We start from the raw sequence: 25141 nt of genomic DNA on the forward strand, positions 1-25141 counted from the left end.
CCGCCCATGCCGCTGCTGTTCCAGTACGACCGCAGCGGCGAGATCTCCGCCATGAACGGCGAGTTCCTCCGCAAATGCCTCAACGACGTCCTCGACGCCACCGGCCTGACCGACGCCGACGGCTGCCCCCTGGACTTCGACCCGCACGACTTCCGGCGCATCTTCATCACCGACGCCATCCGCAGCGGACTACCGCCCCACATTGCGCAAGTCATCGCCGGGCACGCCGACATCAACACCACCATGGGCTACAACGCGATCTACCCGGCCGAAGCCATCGAAGCCCACCGCGCGTTCATCGCCCGCCGCCGCTTCCTGCGCCCCAGCGAGGAATACCGCACCCCCACCGCAGAGGAGTGGGATGCCTTCCTCAGCCACTTCGAGCGCCGCAAGCTCTCCATCGGCATCTGCGCTCGCGCGTTCGGTACCTCGTGCATCCACGAACACGCCTGCGTCCGCTGCTCGATGCTCCGTCCCGAGCCCGACCAGCGCGGCCGCCTGGTCGAGATCCGCGACAACCTCCTGGCCCGCATCATCGAGGCCGAACGCGAGGGCTGGCTGGGCGAGCTGGAAGGGCTCGAGGTCAGTCTTGCCGGAGCCCAGGACAAGCTAGCCCAGCTGGATGCCCAACAAGTCCGCCGAAACACCGTCGTGGAGCTAGGCATCCCGACCTTCCACGACATCGCCGGCCGGAACGGCACCCCACCCCCGCGGCCCGAGTGATCAGGCCTCTTGCCGGCACAGTTCAGTTGGGAATGGTCACCAGGACGCGACCTCGGCCGCCGGTATCAACACGGTCTTGGGCCTGGGCGATCTTCTCCAGCGGGTACACGTCGCCGATGGCGACGGTGAGCATGCCGACTGCGGCTGCGGCGGTGAGGTCGCGGGCAGCCTGCCGTTTCGCCGTTTCGGCGAAGTCGTCGCTGCCGAGCATGCGCAGCGTGACGTTGTTGAACAGCATGGGCCAAAAGGGAAGTCGGGGCCGGTCGTCCCGGGTGGCGTAGGCGGCGATCACCGCGCCGTTCGCGGCGACGAGGTGGTCCAGGTCCGCATTATCGGACAGGGCCACCTCGACGATTCGGTGCACGCCGTCGGGAGCGTGCGTGCGGATCGCGGCGGCGGGGTCGTCCTCGTCGAGCGCCACGGCGTGGGAGACGACGGCGGGGTCGACGCCGTTCAGGTCGCTGCCATGGCGCACGGTCCCGATCACCGTCGCGCCGCCCCACCGGGCGAGCTGCGCGGCCAGGGAGCCGACGCCGCCGAGCACCCCATGCACGAGCACGAGCTGTCCGTCGACGGGGCCGTCGCTGAAAACGGTGCGGTGGGCGGTGATCCCAGGGATGCCCAGGCCGGCGCCGAGTTCGTCGCTGAGGTGGTCAGGTAGCGCGACGGCCAGATCCGCAGGCACGACGGTGTACTGGGCTGCGGTGCCGAAGGGGCGATAGGACTGGGCGCCGTACACCCATACCCGCTGTCCCACCCGGTGGGCGCCGACTCCGCCGCCCACCGCGTCGATGACTCCGGCGGCATCGCTGTGCGGGATCACCCGCGGGTAGGGCATCGAGGAGCCGAGCCAGCCGCGCCGCTTCTTGGTGTCGCCGGGGTTGACGCCCGAAACGGTGACGCGGACGCGGACCTCGCCGGGGCCGACGGTGGGGTCGGGCAGTTCACCGACGCGCAGGACATCGGCGGCAGGGCCCTGTTCGTCGTACCACGATGCAAGCATGGACATACCTCCAGGGCCGGTCAGCTCGCGGGTTCGTCGAGCGGAAATGGAGTGCTCTCGGTGGGCTCGTCACCGTCCAGAACAGCGTGTAGCCAGGCGCGTTCGGCGCTGCTGATGGCACGGGCGGTGAGCAGCATGCCGCGCCGGTAGGGGTCGGCCACCTCCTCGGCCCGCAATGGCCTGTCACCGTCGTAGAAGAAGCTCGCCGGCTCCTCCAGGAACTCAAGCCGTCTGCGCAGCACCGCGTGCTGTTCGGGCACCTCGGGCAGGTGCGAGAGGAACGCCAGAACAGTGAAGAAGCGGGTGAAGTCGGTGATCTCATGGTCGGCCGGCTCGCGCAGCCGCTTCAGCAGTTCGGTGCGCCCGGCGCCGGTCAGGCTCAGCACGTACCGCGCTGGGCCCGCCCCCGCGTCGGCGCGCCGCTCCAGCAGGCCAGCCTTGGTCAGACGGTTGATCGCCGGATACAGACTGCCGTCGCTGACCGGCCGCGTGTACCCGGTCAGCTGCGAAACCCGCCGGCGCAGCTCGTGCCCGGGCAGAGCACCCCCGGCCAGGAAGCCCAGTATCGCTAGTTCCAGCATGCCCTCACTATCCCACAAACACATCGAAACGATGTACACATCGAATCGATGTTACCTTGAGTCGGAATATCACCGCCGCGAGGAGAGAAGCATGCCGCTTGAAGCCGTGAAGTCCGTGATGAACCGCTTCGTCGAGTTCATCAACACAGCCAATGAGGATCTTGGCCGCGAGGTCATCTCTCCCGACGCGGTGTTCCACGCACCGAGTCATCCGGAGCCGCTTCGAGGTCCCGAGGGCTACATGGAGGTCATCGGGATGATGCGCAGTGGATTCCCGGACGTGCAGTGGGCCCTGGAGGAGATGGTCAGCGAGGGCGACACAGTGGCCGCACGGTTCACCATGCGCGGTACTCATGACGGTGACTTCTTCGGCATCCCCGCCAGCGGCAGCAAGATCTCGGTACAGGCCATGAACTTCTACTACCTGGCCGACGGCCGGATTGTCGGCGAACGAGGTCAGCCCGACCTCCTTGGAGTCATGCAGCAGATCGGTGCCGTGCCGGCACCATGAAGCAGGCAAGGAGCGCATACGTTCGATGCGGGATGAGAGCAGTCGGGCTGCCCACTTAGTGGTCGGCGCTCGCAGTCCTTCGGGGGTTGATCAGGCGGCCGGGGCGGCGGAGGATTCTTCTGGATGATCGGCGGTGTGTCGGGCAACAGCCAGCAGATCGTCCAGGTCGGAGGTGGTGAATTTCCACTGGAACGGCTGTGCCGTGGCGTTGTAGCGGCCTTCGAAGGCTCGGAGTCGGTCTCGGACCTGGTCGAGGTTCGTGAAGTCGTTGGGTGAGACGACCTTGCGTTGGACGATGGAGAAGAAGATCTCGGTCTGGTTCATCCAAGAGGCGTGGACCGGGGTGTGGACCAGGACGGCGTTCGGGAACCTGGCGGCCAGGCGGTCGACGGACGTCTTTCCCCGGTGCGAGGACCCGTTGTCCACGATCCAGAAGACACGGTTCGCGCTGGCGTAAGGCTCCTGGGTCATGACCTGCTCGACCAAGGTCATGAACGGCGCGATGCCGGTCGTCGGCTCGCAGCGGCCGAAGACCCGTGCGCGGTGGATGTCGTAGGCGGCCAGGTAGGCCAGGGCTCCGCCGCGGCCGTATTCGTGGTTGACGCGCATGGCCCCGGCCTGTCCGGGTGTCAGGGTGGGGTGGCAGCGGCAGCGGGCCTGGATCGAGGTCTTCTCGTCGGCGCCGAGGACGTACTCGTCCTCGCCCAGCGGGACGCCTTCGAAGGTGCGGGCGTACAGGTCCAGGACCCGTTGTGCTTTGGGACGGAAGTCGGGGTCGCGGATGAAGATCCAGGACCGGTACTGCCAGGGCTTGAGGGCGTCCTCGCGCAGCCAGCGGCGCACTGTGGACGCGGAGACGGTGTCGGTGATCCCACGCGCGGTCAGTTCGGCGGCCAGTTCCGGGCACGACCAGCGCGCCAGCGGTACGCCGGTCTCGGCGGGTAACTGGCAGGCCAGCGCCTTGGCTTCGGTGACCTGCACGGGAGTGAAGCGGGCGGGGCGCCCGCTGCGCTTGCGGTCGGCCAGGGCCGGCAGGCCGCCGTCGGCGAACCGGCCGCGCCAGGTTCGCACGGTGTCCACATGCAGGTGAGTCTCGGCTGCGATCCACGCGTTGCTGCGTCCGCGTGCCGCCAGCAGCACGACCGTCGCCCGTTGCCGGGCTTGATGGGGAGTCTTATGGCCGTAGGCCATCTTCTTCAGCCGGTGGCGCTCGGCGGCGGTCAGCACCACGGGGCGGGCGCAGGGTATGCGCATGGCAGGAGGAACGGCCGATCTCGTGAAGTGGATCGCTGGCGGTTGCGCGGCCTGCCGTGCCGCGGTGGCGTCGCGGCGGGCCGCACAACGGTGCGCGGGACTGCTCCTGCGGCCTGCGCTGCGGTGGTCCGGTCCTGCGGCCCAGGCCGTGTGCGGGGTGGAAGCGGCAGGCGGTCAGGCGTTCTTGGCCGTCTGCTTCCCTTGCGGTTCCTCCAGGTCGGCCAGCAGCGCGTCGAGGACGTTCAGGGCGCGCCAGGTCCGGGTCATCCCGAATGTCGCGGTGGCGCGGACGGCGGCGCGGACCTCGTCGGGCGTCGCTCCCGCGCCCAGCGCGCGGCCGACATGGGCACGGAAGCTCTCCTGGAGCGTCTGGTAGAGGACGTCGACCGTCATGGTGGCGAACGCCCGCTCACGGACGCTGATCCGGGCCATGTCGGCGCGCATCCGTGACTGCAGGTCCATGTAATCGGCGAAGCCCGGGTCAAGGGCACACACCTCAGCGCGCATCGCCGCGGGAATGGGGCTACCCGTACCGTCCGCGTTCACTCGATGGCTCTGGCCTGTCGGGCCGGGCAGACCGTGCTCGCGTTCGATCTCGGCCAGCCGCTCCAAGGCGGCCAGCGCCGCCGGGTAACCGCTGTCGTAGGAGATGAAGCGGAGCAGCTCGCGCAGGTCATCGGCGTCGAGGCCGCTGTCCAGGGCGGCACGCACATGCAGTTCAAACGGCATCCCGAGCATCTGTTCGCAGACATCGGCGACAAGGCTGAGCAGGGCGAGCTCGCGCGGCGTCAGCCGCGCTCCCGTTCCCGGCCCGATGGGCCGGAAGCTCGCCGCGGCCATTTCCGCGAACACCGGGTCGAGTTCCCTCACCGCGGTCTGGGTCGGCAGTGTCATGGTGACTCACTCCTTAAGCGAACGCCTGTAGGGCTACAACTGTAGCCCTACAGGCGTGTCCCATACAATGGGTGATCATGGACGCGACCACTCCGGCCCGAACGACCGCCCGCGCCACGCCGCGAGGCCGCAACCCGCGCGGCCAGGGCGAACGGCTGCGCGCCGAGATCGTCGACGCGGCGCTGCGGCTGCTGGCGGACCTCGCCGACGACCAGGCGCTGTCGCTGCGGGCGGTCGCCCGCGAGGTCGGCATCGCCGCGACCTCGGTCTACATCCACTTCGCCGACCGCGACACACTGGTGCTGGCCGCGCTGGAGCACTGCTATGCGGACCTATTGCGCACGGTGGACGACGCGGAGTCGGGCGCCGCCGACCCGGTGGCCGCGCTGCGCGCCCGAACGGCGCTGCTCGGCGCGTGGTCCCGCGAACACCCGGGTCTGTACAAGGTGCTGCACGAGAGCACGCTCAACCGGCGCGCGGACATGCCCTTCAAGGAGGAGATGGCCCAGCGCACGACCATGGCGATCCGCCGCTGCATGGACGCCGGGCTGGCCCCGCAGGGCGACGCGGAGACCGTCTGCCTGGATCTGCGCACGGCCGTCCACGGTGCGGTCTCGCTGCGTGTCAACCAACCCGACCTGCCCTGGCCCCCGCTGGAAGAACAGGTGGACCGGTTCCTGGTGAAACTGGTCGGCGTTCCGCCCGAGGAAGGGTGACGCGTGTGACGCGCGGCAAAACGGCACAGTGCCGCGCCACGGTAGCCGATCCCGGAAAGCCGGCTCCCCCGCACCCCGCATACGGCCCGACCTCACGTCAACCCCCGAAGGACTTCGAGCGCCGACCACTTAGACGGCCGGGGCAACCAGGGGGGCGGCGCCAGCCGCGCCCAGTGCGGCCAGGCCGTCGCCGCCGCCCTCGAGAAACCCCGGCGGGCCTGCGGATACCGGCGCGGCATCGCCGCGCAGCTGACGCACGAACACGGAAACGACGAGCGCGGCTGGCGGCGCGCCGTGACCGAAGCCCGCGCCCTGTACGAGCACGGCCAGGGTCACGACGACTGACGCCTGTGCCCCAAAGCTGCCCCCGGCTGGCGCCCGGGTCCTCCTGGTCGCCCACCTGGTGCTGAGCGCGGAGGCCCGCCGACGCGCAACACCCCTTGAAGACCGCCCGATCCCCTGACGCTCCTCCACCACGCCCGCCCTCCCCTCCCCGTTCTTCTTCCTTGGTGGGGTCGTTGTGGAGGTGCAGAGGGGGATGTCGGGCTTCCCGACCAGCCTTAAGGGCGTGGTGACCTGCGGATACGTCGTCAGGTGTCCGGTGGGTGCGGGCAGTTGTCGGCGGGGTTTTCGGAGGGGACGTAGGAGGGGTTGCTGGCGTGGTCGGGGGCGTGGTTATCGCATCGTGACGCTGGTCGGGCCTTCACGGTCGGGGCTCTGGTCGGGGCCGACTGCTGGCCTAGGCGTACGCGCGGCGCCGGACAAAGAGCGGCGATGCACCGTACTTGGAGGACAGCAGTGAGGATGCTGAACGTGGACGCCGGCGGCGGGGACCGGCTGGCGCTGGCGCAGTACCGGATGGCGACGACGGAACAGGTGCATCTGGTGATCGCGCCGGGGGTGCGGATCGAGCAGACACGGCGTCGCCTGGCCAAGCTGCGCGGCGAGGGGCTCATCGACCGTGTCACTCTGCCGCAGGCCAGCCGCACCCGGGTGTGGTTCGCCACGCAGTACGGCGTGGACGTCGCCTCCGAGTGGCCCGAGCTACGGGAGCGGCGGCCGCCGAGGCTGGTCGCGGACCGCACCGCGGCCCGGCTGCGGGCGGGGCATGCGCTGACGGTGACGGAGACCGGGCTTGCCTTCCTGCAGGATGCCCGCCGTCGCGGCGACGAGTGCCGGCCGCTGGACTGGATCCCCGAGGTCCACCACCCCCCTCGGCAGCGGCGAGGCCGTCATCCCCGACGGCCTGCTGTACTACCGCACCTCCGCCGACGGAGGATCGATTCTGCGGGCCTTCGCCGAAGTCGACCGGGCCACCATGGGGCCCGAACGCCTCGCCGCGAAACTCACCGCCTACGCCCGCCTCCACGACTACGTACCCGCGCCCGTGCCCGGCCGCCCGAAGCCGGCCGCCGGGCAGCAGCTCCCAGAGGAGGACTGGAGACGCCGCTACCCACTGTTTCCGCGGCTGCTGTTCGTCCTCGACGGCACCGGCCCCACCGGCATCGAGACGCGCATCCGCGCCCTGCACGCGGCCGCCTCGGAACTGACGCTGTCCGGCTTCCTGCGCAAGGTTCCCGTCCTGGCCACGCCCCTGGTCGACCTGCTCCGCAACGGCCCCTCCGCACCCGTGTGGCGGCCCATTCACGACCCCGACCGGCGCGTCCCCTGGAGCCAGACCCGACACCCGTAGACACCCTGCGCAACCGCAGCGCATCAGCTACCGCGCAGCGATTGCGCACCACCACACCGCCCGTACGACGATGCGCACCACCCGACCACGAGCCCAATCATGAGCCCGCGCTACCCCGACCACAGCAGGTCACAGCGTTGCGCAGCCGGCACCCAGTGACGGTGGGCGGCATGGAACCCCGACCACAGGGGCCGGACGGCCGTACCTTGGGTCCGCCCAAGGCCCGCAATCCCCGCCGCGAGGGCGACGGTGCCGTCAAAGACACCGACTGAAGCACTCAGTCGAGGCAGCAGCGGACCTGAGCGCGCGGATCGCTCTTTGGCCGTCCTCGGCTGGCAGCAAAATTTCACCCTTCCACTCTCAGTGACTGATTGGCATCTCTTTGTATTGTTATGCCCGGCTGGATGCTTGAGCACTTACAACCGGTTCCAGGCCCTACGAGCTCGGCCCAGGTTGTTTCCCCTGACATTCGAGGAGCACGTATGCCCGACTCTTCCGCTCCCAGCGGCACGCGCCTGATCAGCGGCGTCGGTACGTCGACCCCTGCGTTCCTCGGAGAACTGCCGGGGGGCCCGTCCGGACCGACCCGGATCAGCAGCTGGCGCGAGTTTCGCGAGGGCTTCCTCGCCGCCGAGAAGGACGGCGCCAAGGCGCTCAAGGATTCGTTTCTGCCTGCCGCGGTCGAAGGGTTCTTCGCCAATGGCGGCAAGACCTGCTTCATCGTCGGTACCGCCCCGGGCCGGGACCGTGTCGCGGCCTATCGAGGCAGCGAGAGCGACAGCACCGGGCTTGCCGGGCTGGAGTACTGCCCTGAGGTGAAGATCGTGGTCGTCCCGGACCTGTGGGACTCGGACGACGCCCCCGCGATCGCTCAAGCGGTCGCCCAGCACTGCGTCAAGATGGGCAACCGCATGGCCCTGCTGCATACCGACCAGGGACTGTCGCCTACGGAGACGGACGAAGCTGCGGCTGCCCTCGGGATCACCGACCTGTTGGAGCAGCAGTACACCGCCGTCTACTACCCGTGGGTCACCGTGAAGAGGGACGATGGCGACCCTGTTCTCGCGCCGCCGTCCGGGCATGTCGCCGGCGCCTGGGCCCGCGTCGATGCCGAACGCGGCGTGCACAAGGCCCCCACCAACGAAGCCCTCCGAGGCGGCGTATCACTTGAGCGTGAGCTCACAGACGACGAGCAGGGGTCTCTGAACTCGGCGGGTGTCAACTGCCTTCGGGGGTTCCCCGGCAGCGGCCTCCTGGTCTGGGGCGCGCGGACGCTCTCCGAGGAGTGCGACTGGAAGTACCTCAACGTCCGGCGCCTCGTCAACTACCTGGGTGACTCCATCAGGCAGAGCACGACCTGGGCGGTCTTCGAGCCGAACGACGACCGCCTGTGGGCAACCATCAGGAGCAGCGTCTCCCAGTTCCTGACAGATCAATGGCGGCAAGGTGCGCTGCTCGGCCGCACGCCCGACGAAGCCTTCTACGTGATCTGCGACGAGTCCAACAACCCGCCGGAGAGCGTGGCCGGCGGCCACGTGATCTGTGACATCGGCGTGGCTCCCGTACGTCCCGCCGAGTTCGTCCACTTCACGATCACCCAGATTGCCGGCCAGCGCAGGAAGCGGTAGTCACCGGCTCTGTGCGCCTGGTGCCCCGGCCATGACTGGCCAGGGCACCGGAGGCCTCGTGAGGCTCGGCCATACCTCTGGTGCTGGTGCCCGGCCGCCCACTGGCGCTGATCACGGTCCCAGAACATGGGCGGCCGAGTCCAGGAACCTCAGTGCCCGGTGGGGTCCACGTAGTTAACGGGGTCTGCCAGGCAGTATGCGTAGGGATTGAGTCCGCTCCCATCGAAGGGAGACAAGCTGTCCGGGGAGTTGAACCGCATGAGCACGGGGTTGGAGGCCCGGTAGCCGTTCCCCAGGAGATACCACCCCGTCACCGGGTCGGGCCGTTCCCCGTTGAAGCCCAGGACACTCACGAGGCTTGCTTCAGGGGAGGCCACCGTGGAGTAAGCGCGGGTGAGTTCCGCCAGTGCCGCGGATGCCTGGCCCGCGGACGTGGCCGCGACGTGCTGGGCTTCGGTGCCGATGGCCGCCAGCAGCTTGTCGCGGGCATCCGCGGCGGTGGGTACCTCCGACACCATGATGTGCACCGGGATCTGCCGTTGCGAACTGTCGGCAGAACCTTCCACGTCGGTTGATTCCGATCCCTCCGAGGTGGGCGCACGGCGCGGCAGTCGGAGGATGCCCTGGGGAAGCTGGTTGGTCTGGGCGAGCATCGCCTGCGAGGCTTGGGTGAGGACGTTGTTCCTGGCCGCCAGGGTGTAGGCGTCGGCGAGTTGTGCCAGCGCCGCCGATGCCTGGCCCGGGGACCACTTCGCAACGTGCTCGGCCTCGGTGCCGATGGCTGCCAGCAACTTGTCGCGGGCATCCGTGACGTTCGCGGCGCGGATCGCGGATTCCAGGCGGTTGCTGAACGCGCCCAGGTTCGATCGCTGGTCCGTGACGGCCTTGATCGCGACATCAATCTTCGCGATGGACGAGTTGGCGTCGATCGCCGTCATGACATTCACCGGACCTGCCACGGCGGCCCCGCCCTGGGCTCCTGCGCCGTGCTGTTGGTCGGCCGGGGCGGCCGCCTCACCGGCGAAGAGGTGCTGGATGTTGGCGGCGTAGATGTTCACGGCCAGCGCCTCGTTGGTGTTCGCGCCCACGTGGACGCGCAGGGTCCAGGATGCCTGGGCGTTGGCGAGCGACGCGGGAGTGTTGATCTTTGCGGGCGTCATGCCCAGCTCATCAGCCGCCCTCACGTTGGCCTCTGCGGAGGCGTCGCTGAGCATCCGCATCTTCGTGAAGTCGGCCTGGTCGGCGATGCGGTCGATCTCGTCGGTCAGCTGGTCGACCTCGATCTGGATGGCCGAGCGGTCTTCCTCGCTGTAGGTGCCGTTCGCCGACTGGATCGACAGCACACGCATCCGCTGAAGAACGTTGGTCAGCTCGTTGAGGTGGCCCTCGGTGGTTCGGATGAAGTCGAGGCCGGCGACGGCTGAACGGACATCGACCGTCTTCTCCAAGGGCTCGGCCGGCAAGGTGGCCCAGGCCGGGCTCCATCCCGCACTGCCCCTCTCGACGGGGGGCTCTGGTTCGCTACTGGTCACAGGCACATCCTTCGAACGTGGCGAGGTGCTGTCCGGCCTGGCCGGACGCGGGAGTCACGCACAGTAAGCGCACTCGACCCCACATAATCACACTCCGTGAAAGATCGTTTACAGACGGCATCAACACCGCCCTGGACACGCCCGGACACCGTGAGTGTGACGAAGCAGCCTTGTCGTCAACTGCGGCACAGGCGCGTACGGACTGTGTGTCAGGTACGCAATGGGCCGGACGCTGAAGCCGGTGCACGTCCAGCCTGCGCATGCGAAACGCCGCGTCCCCGGCAGCTGCAATGCCGGTGTGAATGAGCGGGGTACTTGACCACTCTGGCCACGTACCGCGCTCATGTGTCGATGTGCACCCGGGGTTAGTCGCAACGGCGGAGCGAGCCGAGAGAACGTCCGTCCGGCGCATAGGCCAAAAGGGTGCTGTCCAAATAGTTGGACAGCAGCCAGCCAGCTACAGGCGTCTCGTCGGTCACCATGGAGTAGGCACGGGCGAGTCCCACCAGGGCCTCCACCGCCTGGCCGGGCCGCTACTCCGCGACGCGCACCTTCGCCGCCCTGGAAACCGCAGCCGAGAGCTACAAGTACGGCCACCACGGCGAGCAGCCCACCCGCGCCCTCGCAGACCCGGCCGCCGACTTCACGACTCTGCACCCGCTGCTCACCATCCCGCAGCCCGCTCCGGTGCCACACGGCTGTGCCGCACGACCGGACAGACGGCCTCGATGACCGCGATCGTCTGACACGACCCGGGCAGCCACCGCGCATCCCACGCCTGGTTTGCCACAACCCGCCCGGGCCACCGCCGAATCCAGCGACAGCCAAGCGGCGCCCATGCCAGCGGACCGTCCGTTGTCTGTGCAGAGGGCCGGAGTTCGTGATGGTCTGACTTACCGTCCCGGCGCCGCGACCGGGATCGCGGTGACGGCTTCGGTCAGGGGCAGGGTGTAGGCGGCGGGGGCGGCAGCGTGTGCGGCGGGCGCGGTCGCGCGTGGGCCGTCGATGAAGGTGTTGTCGTACCAGGAGTACCAGCGGCCGCCGGACAGAGTGCACCGGCCGGTCACGGTCGGCGGTTCGACGGCCTCGTCGCCGCAGCCGCGGGAGAGACGAGGCGCGGTGCCCGGCGCCTGCTGATCGAGGCCGGCGGCACCGTGCGCACCACCCAGCAGACCCTGAGGGTGCGCGCGGCAGCCCGGGCCGCCGAACGGTACAAGGTCGCGCTGTCCCTACGCGCACGGTACGAGAACGGCGCCACGGTGCCGGACCTCGCCCAGGAGCACAGCTACTCCGTCGCCACCGTCTACCGGCTCCTGCACCAGGCAGGCACCCCCATGCGGCCCCAACACCGCCACGGCCCTACTCGCCGTGAAAGGGAACGGCCGTGAGCGCACCCGACGGAACTCTCCATCGCTCCGCCCACCGCATTCCTCAGCTGCGCCACCTGTCCGAAAGCCATCCCGGCTGCAGCCACGGCGCGCGGGCACCTCCCCTGTCCGCACGCAGACGCACCTACCGATCAACACCGCACGAGACAACACCCCTTCCCCTTTCAGGAGATCAAGCACACGTGAACGAGAACACCCGTCACAAGACCCTGGCCGCAGCCACAGAACACGTCTGGGACGCGTTCGTGATCGTCGTCGGCATGCTCAAGGGCGGCACCGGCAAGACCACCTCCGCCTGGTTCATCGCCCTCTACTACGCCGTCGTCCTCGGCCTGCCCACGTTGCTGCTGGACGCCGACGCGACCAGCCAGTCCGCCTACGACTGGTTCAAGGTCGCCCAGGCCGCCGGCTTCGAGGTCCCGGCCAACCTGGTCGTCGAGCGGTACCCGTTCGACGATATCGCCGAATACATCCGTACCAGGCGCGCCGAGTTCGGCGCGATCGTGGTCGACGCCGGTGGCGGCAGCGCCCGGATCTTCCGCGAGGCTGTTACCGAGGTGAACCTGCTGCTCGTGCCGGTCGCCCCCACCAAGATCGAGGGCCGCAAGCTCGTGGCCACCTTCGACGAGGCTGAGCGCGCCGCCGCCCGCAACGAGCACGGCGTCACCGCCCACGTCGTGATGGTCAAGGCCGACGACCGCACCAGCCTGCCCAGCCGGGCAAAGGACCAGCTCCTCGACCCCGCCGAGGGCGAGGGCATCGGCCCGGACCGCGACGAGGCGTTCCCGCTGGCCGCGACCACCATCCACTCCTGGGTGCACTACATGGAGGCCTTCGGCGAGATCCCGACCGAGCTGAGCGAGTACGCCGAGCTGATGAAGGAGCTGACCGCAGCATGACCGAACGTATGAAGCCCCCGGCCCGCCGCACGGGCGGCCGTACCTTGGGCGGAACCAAGAAGACCGCCCCTCCACCTCCTCCCCCGACCGCCGAGCTCACCCACGAGCAGTACGCCGCCGAACAGGCCGCCGTCCGAGGCCAGGTCCGTCCCGCTGCCCGTGAGCCGCACCGTTCAGCCCGCACCTTCCGCCGTTCCCAACCCCGAGGGGTCGGCACAGGGGCCGGGCCGAGGCGATGCCCGAAGTGGCACAGACCATCGCCCAGCCGACTGCCGAGGCACCGAGCGGCCCCGTCCCGGAGCCGGCCGCCAGTCAGCCAGTTCACCCGGCCGTCGCCGCCACCGAGGCGGGGACAGAATTCCCCGGTCAGCCGATGGAGCGGCAGGTATCGCCTGCACTCCCGGCTGCCGAGCCCACAGCACCTGCCATCCAGCCCACGCAGCCGGCCAGACCCGTTGTGCAGCCCAGCCGGTCCGCGGCTCCTGGCGCAGCCTGGGGCGCCGAGGTGGCGCTTCGCCCTGCAGATTCTCCGACGGCAGGCGGCAACGGGTTCCCGGTGAGGACCGATGTAGCGCGTTGCCGCAGGGCCAAAAGGGCACCGGCGTGAAGCGACCACGTGGGCCACGGGACGCGTCGCTGGCGAGGTCGCTTCATGGGAGTTCCACCTGGAGGGGCTGCAAAAGACGCTTGGGCCTGAGCAGTGCCCGGCTGACCGCGTCGGCGGGAATTCGGATCGAGGCCGGGCCCCGGCGCCATCTCGACCTCCCCCACCGGCACGACGCCACCGCAGGCGGGGCATTCGCCGTAGGAGCCGAGTCCGGTGCCGCAGGCGGCGTGCCGGAACGTGCGCAGTTCGGGGCCGGAAAGGTGCGCGTTGCCCCAGGAACCGAGCGACCTCACGGTCGGCCACAACTCGACGCCTCGGTCGGTGAGGACGTACTCGTCGCGAGGCGGCGACTGCTGGTAGCGGCACTTTTCGAGGATGCCGGCGTCGGTGAGGGTCTGCAGGCGGGCCGCCAGAACGGCTCTCGGGATGCCGAGGTGGACGAGGAAGTCCTTGTAGCGCCGTACGCCGTAGAACGCGTCGCGGATGACGAGCAGGGTCCACCGCTCGCCGACGATCTCCAGCGTGCGGGCGATGGAACACTCCTGCGCCGTGTAGTCCTTGCCCAGTGCCATGACCGTCACTGTAGCTCTTTTTGCCGCCGTTGGTTCAATAACTGAATCTACTGATGCTAGGGTCTGACCATCTAGGTTCAATGAACGAACTGACATTTCGCCGAAAGGGTGGGCCATGACCCGGCTCGACCAGAACCCCACCGCGGACCCGGCCCGGCCAACGGCCCCGTCTGGTACGTCCGCGCCGCCGGGGACACAGCCGTCGCGGAAGGCCCGGTCCACCCTGGCCGTGACCAGCGCGGCCACCGCAGTGGCGCTCATGATCTACACGGCGCCGATGGTGACGCTCCCTCAGACCGCCGCCGACCTGCACACCCCCCTTTCCGCGCAGGCCTGGCTGCTGAACGGCACCCCTCTGGGGCTCGCCGCCCTGCTCCTGGTGGCCGGCAGCCTCGCCGACGACTACGGCCGGCGCCGGCTGTTCCTGGCCGGCACGGCCGCCCTCGGCCTGACCACGGCGCTGGGCGCGCTGTCCACGTCGACCTGCCTGTTCACGGCGGCCAGGATCGCGCAGGGCGCGGCGAGCGCGGCCATCCTGGCCAGCAGCCTGGGGCTGATCGTCCAGGCGTTCCCGACGCCAAGGGGCCGCCTGCACGCGACGGGCGTGTGGGGCGCGTGCGTCAGCGGTGGCATCGCGGTGGGCCCGCTGGTCGCCGGAGCGATGCCCAGTTGGCGCATCGCCTATGCCGTGCTGGGCGCGGCGGCGCTGGTCGTTGCGGCGTCCGGCATCCGTGCGCTGACGGAATCGCGCGCATCCGACCGCGGTCGCCCCGACATCGCCGGCGCCCTGGTGTTCAGCCTGGCCCTGGGAGCTCTGGTGGCCGCGCTGGCACTCGGCCGTGACGGATGGCTGCGGGCGCCGGTCGGTGTCCTGCTCGCCGTGGCCGTGCTGCTCACTGCCGCTTTCGCGGTGGTCGAACGCCGTAACCGGACACCGATGATCGACCTCGGTCTGCTGCGGCGCCCCCGATTCCTGGCCTCCTCCGTGGCCGGTCTGTTCACCGGGCTGGCCGTCATCGGCCTGTTCAGCTACCTGCCCTCGCTGCTGCAGAAGGCCCTCGGGATGTCGGCGATCGACACGGCGTGGCTCCTCATGCTGTGGTCCGGCATCTCCTTCGCGGTGGCGCTGCAGGCCCGGCGGCTGGCCGGCCGGATCTCGCCGCGCCACCAGCTGGCACTGGGATTCGTCCTGCACGCAGGCGGCGCACTGGCCCTGCTCGGCTCGATCGCCGCGGACTCCTGGCCGCGGCTGCTGCCGGGCCTGGTCGTGGCCGGCATCGGCAGCGGCCTGCTCAACGCCGCCCTTCCGCTGCTGTCCGTCGAGTCGGTCCCGGCCGGCCGGGCGGCCATGGGGTCCGGGGCCCAGCAGACCTTCCGCTACATCGGCTCGTGTGCCGGAGTGGCGCTGACCATCGCGATCGTGACCTCCGCGGGATCCGCGGCGCAGGGAGCGGACATCGCCGTGATCGTCTCGGCGGGGCTGGCCGTGCTGGCGGCCGTCGGTGTGGTCGTCCTGCGGGAACGGGCCTGAGCCACACCAGGGCACCGAGCCAGCTGCCGGCTCACCCGAGGGGAAGCTCAAGCCCCACCGTCTTGCCCCGGCCACTCCCGGCCTGGTCCTCGCCAGGGGTGGTACCGACGTTGATCACGGATTGCGGGGTCGCTGCCCCCTGTGCCTTCACCTGCGGGCGGCCGGGGTAGCGGCGGACCCCGAGGTCCACGTCGCTGCCGACGTGGACGAGCGTACCGACGTGTCGGGGTCCCTGCCGTTCAGCTCCCGACCCCATCGGGCCATCGCATTGCCCGCGGCGTACACCCGGTGGTCAGGGGGCCGGTCGGAGTGCGTCGCGCGCCGTCAGCACCCTCCCTTGGCACTCGCTGCTCCCCCAGCACGTTCGTCGCGAACGGCGGCGGCCGTCATCTCCACCTGAGACGCCTGTGCCTCACACAGTTGCGAGTGAGATGCCGCCGAGCCAGCACCAGTTCGATACTCAAACCGAGGGTGCGCTCGAACCTGCCGGCCGAGAGCGATCGAGTCAGCCTGCCGGCGCTCGGCCGCCGCACCGTGCGGGGCATACGGCACTCCGCAGCGGGAGCGTTCCGCCTCCGCACGTGGAGCATCATGTGCACACACGCCTCGAAGGGCCGGACGTCACCGGCGGACATCGGCCGACGAGTTCAGCTGAAGGAGCGGGTCGCCTTGGCCGGAGCGGAGGAACTGTAGAAGACCGACCGGCCCTGCTTCGTCCGCCTGGCTCGGCCCTGCGCCACGAGCGCCTCCAGGGTGGAACGCACCACGGCGGCCTTGACTCGCCGGTCAGGATGAGCCTGGGCGATGTCCGTGGAGACCTCCGCGGCCGAGCGGGGTTCGGACTGACCGGCCAGGTGACCGCACACCAGGTCCACCAAGGTGAGCTGGGAGATCTTGTGTGCCTTGTGCGTCTGTGGGGTTCCCGGCTTTCCCGAAGCATCAGCCTGCTCCCCGTGCACCGTTTCCTCTGACGCCGCGGCCTGCATGGAGGGCAGGGACTGATCCGTACCCTGGCCGCCCAGCGCCTGCCTCACGCCCAGCAGCACGCCGCGATCCCGTTGCAGGGCATCCAAGCGCTGCTGCAGCGCCTCCATCTCCCGCCCGATGCGTTCCTGTTCCTCGGCATTGTGTGCCAGGTCCTGTTCCACCCGGGCGATGTACTGCGACACCAAGCCGTCGGCCTGAGCGGCACCATCAGACACGTCCACTTGCCCTCTCATCCATCACGTCGCTGCGGCGGCTCGCCCCTTTCGGGAACACGGCCCTGTCCGCCGCCGCCCAACACACCGACAGGGTCCTCCTTGATACAGCGTAGGTGGTGAGGGCAGCTGTCCTGGTCAGAACGGTTGTCAGCGCCGGACGCGAGCATCGGGGAACGCTTACGGGCCCTGCGCTCGCCGCGTGCGAGCCGGGCCGGCCTGGCAGGGCGTTCTGTAAGCTATGGCCGTGCCCCGACCCGCCAACCCCCTGGTCCGCGAGAATCTCCTCAACGCGGGACTGGCCCTTTTCCACGCACAGGGATTCAACGCGGTAGGCATCAAGGAGATCACGGACACGGCGGGCGTGCCCAAGGGGTCGTTCTACAGCTACTACGACAGCAAGAACGCCTTCGCCGCCGCCGTCCTCGGCCGCTACTGGACCGGCATCGTCCACACTCACGGCGCCATACTGAGCGACGCGTCCCTCCCCCCGGCACAACGCGTCGTCCGCTTCTTCGAGGCCCTGACCCAGGACCACGCCCAGCAGGGGTTCGCACTGGGCTGCCTGATCGGCAACCTCGCCCTCGAACTGTCCGCCGAGCACGAGGAGGCGCGCGAGGAGTTGGCCTCCATCATGGCCCGGTGGTCGGTCCTCGTCGCGTCCTGCCTCACGGAAGCCAGGAACCAGGGTGGGATGGCCGAAACGCCCGAGGCCGGCGAGTTGGCGTCCATGGTCATCGAGGCGTGGGAGGGCGCGGCCATGCGCGGTCGCGTCGACCGCAGCCGGGCCCCCTACGACCGCTTCCTCACTGTGTCCCTGCCGCGGCTGATCGGCATCGCGCACGCTCGAGTCTGAGGCGCCGCGCCACCCAAGTACCTACAAATGCCCGGCTGGTGAACGCGGTTGGGCTCCACTCCCCTCATGGGTTACAGGTTCCCCTTCATTTATAGATGACTGGTCATTTATAGTGGCTGAACTCTCTGCACTCCCAGACCTCACTTCTGCCCGGAGTCCACCATGACCTCACCCAAGACCGACCTGTACGGGGAGCCGTCCCAGCCCGCACTCCCCGGAAGCGGCTTCCAGCTCGAACCGGCGCTTACGGCGCTGGTGGTCACTGACCCTCAGATCGACTTCCTCAGCCCGGACGGTGCCACGTGGGAGATCTTCGGCGCCAGCATCACCGACAATGACACCGTTCTCCACATCGGCCAGCTCCTGGAGGCCGCGAAGGCCGCCGATGTGACCGTGGCGATCTCACCCCATTACTACTACCCGTCCGACGACTCCTGGCGGTTCGGCGGCCCACTGGAGCAGTACATGCACAACGTGGGCATGTTCGGCCGTCGCGGGCCCCTCACCCTCGACGGATTCGAGGACTCCGGGGCGGACTTCCTGCCCGCCTACCGTGAGCACATCCTCGACGGGCGCACCGTCGTCGTCTCCCCTCACAAGATCGTGGGACCCGAGTCCAACGATCTCGTTCTCCAACTGCGCAAGCGCGGCGTCTCGCAGGTGCTTCTGGCCGGGATGGCCGCCAACCTGTGCGTCGAGGGCCACCTGCGCGAACTCGTCGAGCAGGGCTTCGAGGTGGTCGTCGTCCGGGACGCCACGGCCGGCCCCCGGCTCCCCGAAGGCGACGGCTATCTCTCCGCCCTCATCAACTTCCGCTACCTGGCCGCCGCGACGTGGACGACGGCCGAGGCCGTCGAGGCACTGACAGGGTCACTGGCACCCTCAACCCACCTCAAGGACACCATTTCATGAACAGGATGACCCTGACCGAACAGATCATTGAGACGAGGATCAGGAAGGGCATCAGCTGGGCTGACGTCGCCCGCGAACTGGGTGCGAGCAAGGAATGGGTGACCGCCGCCTGTCTCGGCCAGATGACCTTCTCGAAGGACCAGGCGGAGAAGATCGTCGCGATCTTCGAGCTGTCCGCCGAGGCCGTCGCCGTCCTCGAGGCCCCTCCCCACGCGCGGGCTGGAGGCAGCGGCGGTGGCCTCGGATCCGGTGATCCACCGTCTGCGTGAGATCGTCACGGTCTACGGTCCCGCGATCAAGGAGCTGATCCACGAGGAGTTCGGTGACGGGACGGCATCATGAGCGCCATCGACTTCCGGCTGAGGCTCGACCGCCGCACGGACCCTAGGAGCGACCGGGTCGAACTCGTCCTCAGCGGAAAGTACCTGCCCTACCCGACCGCGTGAACCGAGGCCCGTTGAGCGCGGCGTGCGCGGGGCGCTCACGCCGCACTCGCCATGCCCCGTCGAATCATGCAAGTGCCGCAGGGTCAGCGCCAGTTCAAGGCGCAGTGGACCGGCAGTGGCGCACAGGTGTCTGCGGTCTGATCGCGGGCTCAGCCACCTGGCTGTCTTTGCGAGTCAGGCGCTGACGGCCGAAGGAGAACGCGTGCGCAGCGACCTGTCGCTCGTCGGTGGCCGCAGACCGCACGCGTCCATGTATCGGATGAAGACGTGCGGCAGTCCGGCCCGGCTGGACAGCCACAGGCCGGTGGACCGAATGGCCCACCGGCCTGTCGTTCTCCCCGGCCGATCCGGCCGCCGTCCGACCCCTTACTCGTCCGCCTGGCCGGGGAGCTTGGCGGCGAGCAGGTTCACCGGGGTGATCGTGGGGAAGGCGCTGAACAGCTCGTCGGCACGGGCCTCGATCTGCTCGCGCACCTTGCCCTGCAGGTGCGCCTCTCGGTCCCCCTCGGTCTCGAAGGCGTCGAAGATCCGGAAGGAGCTGGGGCCGAGCGGGAAGGAGAACCAGGCCAGGGTGCCAGGCTCCGCGTCGACCAGTGTCTTGGCGTCGACGAGGAACTGGGCCACGTCGTCCTCCTTGCCCGGCTTGGCTTCGAACTCCACGAAGAATCCGTATGCAGGCATGGTCACTTCTCCTGTCGGTTGAGGAAGTCCAGCACCACACCGCCGAACTCCTCGGGGTGCTGGAAGAGGAAGGCATGGCCGGCGCCGCTGTAGAACACGGTCCTGGCGTTCGGCAGCTTCTGGGCCATGGCGAAGGAGTTGCCGGAGTCGACCATGACGTCGTGCGAGCCGTTGGCCACCAGAACGGGCAGCTTCAGCTCCGCAAGCCGCGCCCAGGCCGAGCCCGTACCGCCGCTCCAGCGCTGGATGGCCTGGAGCTGGTTGGTCCACTGCTCGGGCGGGACGTCCGCCTTGGAGTGCTGAAGACGGGTCTCGAGACGGGCGAGCGACTCCTTGCCGAGCCGCACGCCCTCGTCGGTGAGCCCGAAGAAGAGATACAGGAAGGCCTCCTCCGAGGGAACCGGTGAGGTCATGTACTCCACGACGCGCTGCTCCAGCTCCGGTGTGCCGGGCACGCCGCCCGGACCACTGCCGGCCACGATCAGCTTGCGGACCAGCCCGGGGTGGTCGAGCGTCACCAGCTGCGCCACGAAGCCGCCGACCGACCAGCCGAGCAGGTCGACCTCGTCGAGGCCGAGAGCCGTCAGGAAGTCGAACGCCGACTCGGCCATGCCCTCCATGGTCGTCGGCACGTCGCCGGTGCTCTCGCTGACGCCGGCGTTGTCGAAGATGATGATCCGCCGGTCCCGGGCGAGGACTTCGAGGAAGGCGGGGTCCCAGTGGTCGAGGGTGCCGCGGAAGCGCTGCAGCAGGACCAGCGGGGGTACCGGGGCCCCCTTGCCGAAGTCCCGGTAGGCGTAACGGGCCAGACGGCCCTCCACGTGGCGGGTGTCCGCAGTGTCGGAGATGTAGGCCATGAAAGGCCCTCCTAGTGAGTTTCGTTTTGCTATCCACTTCAGTTAAGACCGGCCGACCTCTTTCGTCAAGCTGGTGACCTGGTGAGTAGCATTTGACAACCCACAGGGGTGCGGCTACTCTCGTCGCGTGAGAAGAGCCAGGACACCAGACCCCCGCGTGTGTTCCATCGACGCGGCGATGCGCATCCTGGGCGAGAAGTGGGCCCTGCTCGCCCTGCGCGAGATCGCGTTCGGCGTCCGCCGCTTCGACGACATCGTCTTCAACACCGGTGCAGCCCGGAACATCCTCGCCAGTCGGCTCAAGTCCCTCGAGGCCGCCGGGATCATCACCAGACAGCAGTACGAGACCAGCCCCGCCCGCTACGAGTACAGCCTGTCCGAGGCGGGCGACCAGCTGATCACGATCCTGCACACCATCCGCGACTGGGGTGACAGGTACGCCCGGACGGACCCCGAGAACATCGTCACCTTCCGCCACAGCTGCGGTGCCGCACTGCACCCGGAGACCCACTGTGCGGCGTGTGGCGAGGTTCTGGGTCCCTCGTCCGTCATCACGGCGGACCGCGATGTGCACCAGTCGGATCTCGCCGTGCCGGGCGGGGCCCAGGCCTGACCGCCGCCCCACCAGGCGTCGGCCCCGGGGCGGCGGCAGCGGTGGCACCTGCTGCCCGCCGCCCCGCCGTCCGCCGCTTCATCCTCCCGGCGGCCGGGTCAGCGCCCGCTGAAGTCCAGCACCGGGCGCGGCTGCCCGGCCCTGAGGGCGTTCACGGCCGATGCCAGACCGGCCTGCGCATCCTCGGTCTCGAACAGGGGCAGGGCGATGTCGAACATCGCCGCGTCGGCCGCCGCGGTTCCGCCCACGCGCCAGGTCCGCAGCAGTGCCTTGTGCGCGGCGTAGGCCCGGGTGGGGCCGCTGGTGAGCCGGCGCGCGAACGCCGTCGCCTCCTTGTCCAGAGCGGAGTCGGCCAGGACCCGGTTCACCACGCCCGCCTCGGCCATGGACGTGGCGGAGATCTGCTCCGACGTCAGGGCCCACTCGGAGGCGCGGGCCTGTCCGGCCCGCGCGGCGGCGCGGTAGATGCCGCCGAGCAGGGTGACGAGTCCGAGCGACTGCTCGGGGTGGCCGAACCGCGCGCTCTGGGCGGCGAAGATGACATCGGCACGCAACGCGAGTTCGAATCCGCCGCCGGCGCACAGGCCCTGCACGGCGGCGACGACGGGGATGGGCAGCCGTTCGAACTCGTTGAAGACGTTCATGTACCGCTCGAACAGGGTGCGCAGCTCGCGTACGTTCATGTCGGGCCAGTCCATGATGTCGCCGCCGAAGCTGAAGTCGGGGCCGTCGGCGCGCAGGAGGACGGCTCGGGCGTCACTGGACGCTATGGCGGTCAGCGCTTCGGCGAGTTCCTCCACGAGGGGCTTGTCCAGGCGGTTCTGGGGCGGGTTTTGCAGTGCCACGGTCGCCAGACGGTCGTCGATCGTGTATGTGAGACGGGGCATGAGGTCCTTCTTGGGGAATGAGCCGGCTGTCGGCGGCCGGGCGTGCGGAGGGGATGCGGAAGTGGCCCGCGTGTCAGCCCAGGTGGAGGGTGAACCAGTCGCGGGCGGCGGTGCTCGTCGTGGGGAACTGGGAGAGGTAGGACGCGAAGTGGCCGCCGTCGACGAGCTGCAGTCGCTTGGGTTCGAGTGCGCGCTCGTAGGCGGAGAGCATCAGATCCGTGAGGGTGATCGGGTCGTTCTTCGCGACGATCAGCAGCAGGGGCGTCGGCGAGATCCGGGAGATCCACGCCCCGGGCTCGTACATGCGGGCCGCCGCGTTGGACCGGAGAGTGATCTTGTTCTCCCAGCCGTCGGGGGCCGTGCTCAGGTAGAAGTCGACGGCGTCGGGGGTCCGGTAGGAGGCCGGCACCGACGGGTCGGAGCTGACGATCGCCTGGGTGCGGGGCTCCTCGCCGCGGAACTGGGCGCGTTCGTCGGCGGCGAAGACCTCGTTCAGCTGCGCGACGGCGTCCGGGGCCACCCGGCGCAGCCCCTGCTCGTATCCGCTGATGGTGGGCACCTGAGCGACCACGCAGCGCAGGCGCCGGTCGGTGGCGGCCAGGACCAGGGCGTGGCCGCCGGAGTAACTGGTGCCCCACACGCCGATGCGCTGCGGGTCGACCTCCGGGCGGCTCTCCAGGTAGGAGATGGCCCGGCGCCAGTCCTTGATCTGCTGCCAGGGGTCGATGTCGTGGCGCGGGGTGCCGTCGCTGGCGCCGAAGTTGCGGTGGTCGTGGACCAGGACGGCGAACCCGGCCTGCGCGAACACCTCGGCGAACTGCGCCAGGCGCTGTTCCTTGACCCCGGCGAAGCCGTGCGCCATCGTGATCGCCGGATGGGGGCCCGGTGAGTCGGGCAGGTAGATCCATCCGCGCAGGGTCAGTCCGGGCTCTGCCTCGAACTCCACGTCTTCGCGTGTGGCCATGGGCGTACTTTCCGTTCCGAGGGTCGTCAGTGGGCGTGGTAGAAGTGGCCGGGGTCGACGGTGCCGGCGAGGCGCTCGCCCAGTTCGGCGGAGAACCTCAAGGCCGCCTCCAGGGGCCGGTGGTGGATGGCCACGTGGGCGATGCGGTCCGCGTCGTCCTTGGTGAGGACGGTGACGCCGAAGATCTCGTGACCGCCGAAGGCGGTCGCCTCCCACTCCAGGTAGGTGCGCGGGACCTCGGTGGTCTCCCGGACGAACTCGAGGGACTCGTAGATCCGGCTCGCCGCGCTCATCGTGGCCTTGACCTGGCCGCGTCCGTGGACGGGGATGGCCAGCACGCTCGCCTCCAGGACGATGTCCTCGGCGAACGCGGCGGCGAAGGCGGCGTCGGTCTTGCTTGCGAAGGCGTCCCGCCAGCCCCGGCCGGGCGCCTGCGGCGTGCTGCCGGCCGCCGTGGGAAGGCCGGTGACGAATGCCTCGATCCGGGCGGCGACCTCCGAGGGCGCCTCCACGTGGGCCCAGTGGCCCGCGCCCTGGACCGCGAAGGACTCCGGTGACCGGAACCGGGACAGCACGTGGGCTTTCACCAGCGCGTCGGTGACGAAGCCGTCGGCAGCGCCGCGGCCCACCAGGACCGGTCCCTGATACTCACTCGGCGTCTGCCCGCGCGGGTCTCCGTCGTTCCAGCAGCCGACCAGATCACGGACCACGGATTTGGGGATCCGGGTGCCGGTCACGACCAGCCGGTCGAGTTCCGCCTCCGGCAGAGCGACGGACAGCTGCCGGCGCACCGCGCGCTGGCTGTCGGCGTCGCCGCCCAATGAGCGGAACTGCTCGGCCGCCTCGCCCAGAAGGCCGACACCGGCCAGCGGTACGGGCGAGAGCAGCACCAGGCCGAGCGCACGGGAGGAGTGGCCCGCCGCGACCAGTTCGGCGACGAGGGTTCCCATGCTCTGGCCCACGAGGACGAACGGCTTGTCCAGCACCTCCATGACTGCGCCGACGTCGTTCGCGAAGCGGGTCAGGTCGAACGGTCCGCCGGACTCGGTGCGGTCGCCGCTGCCGGCCAGGTCGAGCTGGACGTATTCGAAGCCCGGGACGGTCAGGGCGTCGATCACCCCGTCCCAGACGTACTGGTCGTCCAGGAAGCCGTGGACGAACACGAGAGCCGTGTCTCCGGTGCCCCGCCGCCTGAACCGGATGTCGGTGTCCGCCACCCGCTCCGTTCTCGTCAAACCAGCTGTCTGAGTCATGACTTGGGCCCTTCGGTGATGGTGGAGCCGGACGCAGACCACGCGTCGGTGTCGATGGGCGACCAGTTGGAGGCGTGTTCGTCGAGACGGTGCATGCGTGTCTGCGCATGCCGGGCGACGAGGGCGTCGTCGAGTGGTGTGGTGAAGACGGTGTTCACCAGCGTGTACTCCGCCGCCAGGCGGCCGACGGACGGAATGGCGGCCGTGTCGATGCGCCCGCCCGGCAGGTAGAGGTCGTCCCGGACGTAGAAGCGCACCACTTCACCCCACACCACATGGTCGAGGCTGCCCTCGATGGGCAGGATGCGCCGCAGCCGGCATTCGAAGGCGATGGGCGTGTCCTTCACCCGGCGCGGGCGTACCACCTGCGAGGCCTCGGTCTCCAGCTCCAGCGCACTGAACTCGTCGACGTCGCTCTCGAACTCGAAGGCCGAACGGTGCAGGTGGCCGGCGAGGGGAAGCGTCGCCGTGTTGACCACGAACTCACCCGTGTCGCGGATGTTGATGAACGTGTCCTTGAGCGTGACGCCGTCCGCCCGGGGCTGCAGGGAGATCGACAGCATGGGCGGCTTGCGGCCCACGGCCGTGAAGAAGGACACCGGCGCGAGGTTTCCCACGCCGTCGACGGACTCCGTGCTCACCCAGGCGATCGCGCGAGGAATGATCCCCCCGATGAGGAGTTTGTAGGCCGACGTGGCGTCCAGACCTGCGGCATCGACGAACATCTGTGCACCTTTCACGCTGATTCCCGCGCGGTCCTGACTGCCGGGCGGAATCTCCGGGATGTACGTGGTCCGCGTCCTCGGCCTGCGCGGTACGGCAGCCGTAGCGTCTGCCGACGCCACCGCGGGGGGGTGCCCCTATGTGTTTGGTCAAGGTCGAAGGCCAGTAGGTTCGTGTGGTCGAGGGCGGGCTGAGCCGTAGGGGTGGGCATGAGTGAT

General features: G+C 69.3%; 27 protein-coding genes and 2 pseudogenes. 14 read left to right on the forward strand and 15 right to left on the reverse strand.

What is annotated here, in order from left to right; genetic code table 11:
- Positions 1–6 precede the first annotated feature (6 nt).
- On the forward strand, positions 7–723 hold the full coding sequence (locus ACH45E_RS44015; RefSeq protein WP_361456821.1) for a site-specific integrase: 717 nt from the start codon (positions 7–9) through the stop codon (positions 721–723).
- 22 nt (positions 724–745) lie between these two features.
- On the opposite strand, the gene ACH45E_RS44020 is transcribed toward ACH45E_RS44015, so the two are convergent.
- Together ACH45E_RS44020 and ACH45E_RS44025 are read right to left on the reverse strand one after the other, a co-directional pair.
- Entirely contained in the window at positions 746–1726 is a 981-nt protein-coding gene (locus ACH45E_RS44020; RefSeq protein WP_361456824.1) for an NADPH:quinone reductase, read from the reverse strand.
- A gap of 20 nt (positions 1727–1746) precedes the next feature.
- Positions 1747–2307, reverse strand: a complete 561-nt coding sequence (locus ACH45E_RS44025; RefSeq protein WP_361456827.1) for a PadR family transcriptional regulator — start codon at positions 2305–2307, stop codon at positions 1747–1749.
- Positions 2308–2398: 91 nt separating this feature from the next.
- Between ACH45E_RS44025 and ACH45E_RS44030 the strand changes: the two genes are divergently transcribed.
- Positions 2399–2818 (forward strand): ester cyclase, encoded by a 420-nt coding sequence (locus tag ACH45E_RS44030; RefSeq protein ID WP_361456829.1) that lies wholly within the window; start codon positions 2399–2401, stop codon positions 2816–2818.
- Between the two features lie 90 nt (positions 2819–2908).
- Here the strand turns inward: ACH45E_RS44030 and ACH45E_RS44035 are convergent, their stop codons facing one another.
- Both ACH45E_RS44035 and ACH45E_RS44040 read right to left on the reverse strand, forming a co-directional pair.
- Positions 2909–4072 carry an IS630 family transposase gene (locus ACH45E_RS44035; RefSeq protein WP_361456832.1) on the reverse strand — a complete coding sequence of 388 codons (1164 nt, stop codon included), beginning with the start codon at positions 4070–4072 and terminating at the stop codon, positions 2909–2911.
- A 174-nt stretch (positions 4073–4246) separates the two neighbouring features.
- A complete protein-coding gene (locus ACH45E_RS44040) occupies positions 4247–4966 on the reverse strand; it encodes a carboxymuconolactone decarboxylase family protein (protein WP_361456835.1) in 720 nt (239 codons plus the stop codon).
- 77 nt (positions 4967–5043) lie between these two features.
- Between ACH45E_RS44040 and ACH45E_RS44045 the strand changes: the two genes are divergently transcribed.
- Positions 5044–5682 (forward strand): TetR/AcrR family transcriptional regulator, encoded by a 639-nt coding sequence (locus ACH45E_RS44045; RefSeq protein ID WP_361456838.1) that lies wholly within the window; start codon positions 5044–5046, stop codon positions 5680–5682.
- A 129-nt stretch (positions 5683–5811) separates the two neighbouring features.
- Here ACH45E_RS44045 and ACH45E_RS44050 read toward each other — a convergent pair whose 3' ends face one another.
- On the reverse strand, positions 5812–6018 hold the full coding sequence (locus ACH45E_RS44050; protein WP_361456841.1) for a hypothetical protein: 207 nt from the start codon (positions 6016–6018) through the stop codon (positions 5812–5814).
- A 522-nt stretch (positions 6019–6540) separates the two neighbouring features.
- Here ACH45E_RS44050 and ACH45E_RS44055 point away from each other — a divergent pair.
- Both ACH45E_RS44055 and ACH45E_RS44060 read left to right on the forward strand, forming a co-directional pair.
- Positions 6541–7375: pseudogene (locus ACH45E_RS44055) on the forward strand (replication-relaxation family protein).
- Positions 7376–7857: 482 nt separating this feature from the next.
- The gene (locus ACH45E_RS44060; RefSeq protein ID WP_361456844.1) at positions 7858–9003 is read left to right on the forward strand and encodes a phage tail sheath subtilisin-like domain-containing protein; all 1146 of its coding nucleotides are present in this window, start codon (positions 7858–7860) and stop codon (positions 9001–9003) included.
- Positions 9004–9152: 149 nt separating this feature from the next.
- Here ACH45E_RS44060 and ACH45E_RS44065 read toward each other — a convergent pair whose 3' ends face one another.
- Entirely contained in the window at positions 9153–10451 is a 1299-nt protein-coding gene (locus ACH45E_RS44065) for an RHS repeat-associated core domain-containing protein (RefSeq protein ID WP_361456847.1), read from the reverse strand.
- Between the two features lie 977 nt (positions 10452–11428).
- Complete coding sequence (locus ACH45E_RS44070; RefSeq protein ID WP_361456850.1) at positions 11429–11602, reverse strand: hypothetical protein; 174 nt, start codon at positions 11600–11602, stop codon at positions 11429–11431.
- A gap of 87 nt (positions 11603–11689) precedes the next feature.
- Between ACH45E_RS44070 and ACH45E_RS44075 the strand changes: the two genes are divergently transcribed.
- Together ACH45E_RS44075 and ACH45E_RS44080 are read left to right on the forward strand one after the other, a co-directional pair.
- Positions 11690–11923, forward strand: coding sequence for a helix-turn-helix domain-containing protein (locus tag ACH45E_RS44075; protein ID WP_361456853.1), 234 nt, complete (start codon positions 11690–11692; stop codon positions 11921–11923).
- Positions 11924–12105: 182 nt separating this feature from the next.
- Entirely contained in the window at positions 12106–12822 is a 717-nt protein-coding gene (locus tag ACH45E_RS44080; RefSeq protein ID WP_361456856.1) for a ParA family protein, read from the forward strand.
- A gap of 650 nt (positions 12823–13472) precedes the next feature.
- Here the strand turns inward: ACH45E_RS44080 and ACH45E_RS44085 are convergent.
- Positions 13473–14001, reverse strand: a pseudogene (locus ACH45E_RS44085) (winged helix-turn-helix transcriptional regulator).
- A 115-nt stretch (positions 14002–14116) separates the two neighbouring features.
- On the opposite strand from ACH45E_RS44085, the gene ACH45E_RS44090 reads away from it, so the two are divergent.
- The gene (locus ACH45E_RS44090) at positions 14117–15532 is read left to right on the forward strand and encodes an MFS transporter (RefSeq protein WP_361456859.1); all 1416 of its coding nucleotides are present in this window, start codon (positions 14117–14119) and stop codon (positions 15530–15532) included.
- A gap of 647 nt (positions 15533–16179) precedes the next feature.
- Here the strand turns inward: ACH45E_RS44090 and ACH45E_RS44095 are convergent.
- Positions 16180–16740, reverse strand: coding sequence for a hypothetical protein (locus ACH45E_RS44095; RefSeq protein ID WP_361456862.1), 561 nt, complete (start codon positions 16738–16740; stop codon positions 16180–16182).
- A 238-nt stretch (positions 16741–16978) separates the two neighbouring features.
- Between ACH45E_RS44095 and ACH45E_RS44100 the strand changes: the two genes are divergently transcribed.
- The 5 genes from ACH45E_RS44100 to ACH45E_RS44120 all read left to right on the forward strand — a co-directional run bounded on the left by ACH45E_RS44100 (position 16979) and on the right by ACH45E_RS44120 (position 18945).
- Positions 16979–17587, forward strand: a complete 609-nt coding sequence (locus ACH45E_RS44100) for a TetR family transcriptional regulator C-terminal domain-containing protein (protein ID WP_361456865.1) — start codon at positions 16979–16981, stop codon at positions 17585–17587.
- A 162-nt stretch (positions 17588–17749) separates the two neighbouring features.
- Positions 17750–18499, forward strand: a complete 750-nt coding sequence (locus ACH45E_RS44105; RefSeq protein WP_361456868.1) for a cysteine hydrolase — start codon at positions 17750–17752, stop codon at positions 18497–18499.
- Positions 18496–18768 carry a hypothetical protein gene (locus tag ACH45E_RS44110; protein ID WP_361456871.1) on the forward strand — a complete coding sequence of 91 codons (273 nt, stop codon included), beginning with the start codon at positions 18496–18498 and terminating at the stop codon, positions 18766–18768. The genes ACH45E_RS44105 and ACH45E_RS44110 overlap by 4 nt, the downstream gene beginning before the upstream one ends.
- A complete protein-coding gene (locus ACH45E_RS44115; protein ID WP_361456874.1) occupies positions 18749–18841 on the forward strand; it encodes a hypothetical protein in 93 nt (30 codons plus the stop codon). Before ACH45E_RS44110 ends, ACH45E_RS44115 begins: the two co-directional genes overlap by 20 nt.
- Positions 18838–18945 carry a hypothetical protein gene (locus tag ACH45E_RS44120; protein WP_361456877.1) on the forward strand — a complete coding sequence of 36 codons (108 nt, stop codon included), beginning with the start codon at positions 18838–18840 and terminating at the stop codon, positions 18943–18945. The genes ACH45E_RS44115 and ACH45E_RS44120 overlap by 4 nt, the downstream gene beginning before the upstream one ends.
- Positions 18946–19311: 366 nt before the next feature.
- Here the strand turns inward: ACH45E_RS44120 and ACH45E_RS44125 are convergent, their stop codons facing one another.
- A complete protein-coding gene (locus ACH45E_RS44125) occupies positions 19312–19626 on the reverse strand; it encodes an antibiotic biosynthesis monooxygenase (protein ID WP_361456880.1) in 315 nt (104 codons plus the stop codon).
- 2 nt (positions 19627–19628) lie between these two features.
- Positions 19629–20483, reverse strand: coding sequence for an alpha/beta hydrolase (locus ACH45E_RS44130; RefSeq protein ID WP_361456883.1), 855 nt, complete (start codon positions 20481–20483; stop codon positions 19629–19631).
- 157 nt (positions 20484–20640) lie between these two features.
- Between ACH45E_RS44130 and ACH45E_RS44135 the strand changes: the two genes are divergently transcribed.
- A complete protein-coding gene (locus ACH45E_RS44135) occupies positions 20641–21096 on the forward strand; it encodes a helix-turn-helix domain-containing protein (protein ID WP_361456886.1) in 456 nt (151 codons plus the stop codon).
- A 98-nt stretch (positions 21097–21194) separates the two neighbouring features.
- On the opposite strand, the gene ACH45E_RS44140 is transcribed toward ACH45E_RS44135, so the two are convergent.
- From ACH45E_RS44140 to ACH45E_RS44155, 4 genes are all read right to left on the reverse strand, one after another.
- Positions 21195–21983: an enoyl-CoA hydratase/isomerase family protein gene (locus ACH45E_RS44140; protein ID WP_361456889.1), complete on the reverse strand. Its 789-nt coding sequence runs from the start codon at positions 21981–21983 to the stop codon at positions 21195–21197.
- Positions 21984–22056: 73 nt separating this feature from the next.
- Positions 22057–22947 (reverse strand): alpha/beta fold hydrolase, encoded by an 891-nt coding sequence (locus ACH45E_RS44145; RefSeq protein WP_361456892.1) that lies wholly within the window; start codon positions 22945–22947, stop codon positions 22057–22059.
- 26 nt (positions 22948–22973) lie between these two features.
- The gene (locus tag ACH45E_RS44150; RefSeq protein ID WP_361456895.1) at positions 22974–24182 is read right to left on the reverse strand and encodes an alpha/beta hydrolase; all 1209 of its coding nucleotides are present in this window, start codon (positions 24180–24182) and stop codon (positions 22974–22976) included.
- 14 nt (positions 24183–24196) lie between these two features.
- On the reverse strand, positions 24197–24925 hold the full coding sequence (locus ACH45E_RS44155; protein WP_361456898.1) for a flavin reductase family protein: 729 nt from the start codon (positions 24923–24925) through the stop codon (positions 24197–24199).
- Positions 24926–25141: the final 216 nt, after the last annotated feature.

It is taken from the genome of Streptomyces sp. NPDC020299 (assembly GCF_044387825.1).
In the GTDB taxonomy this organism is placed as follows: domain Bacteria; phylum Actinomycetota; class Actinomycetes; order Streptomycetales; family Streptomycetaceae; genus Streptomyces.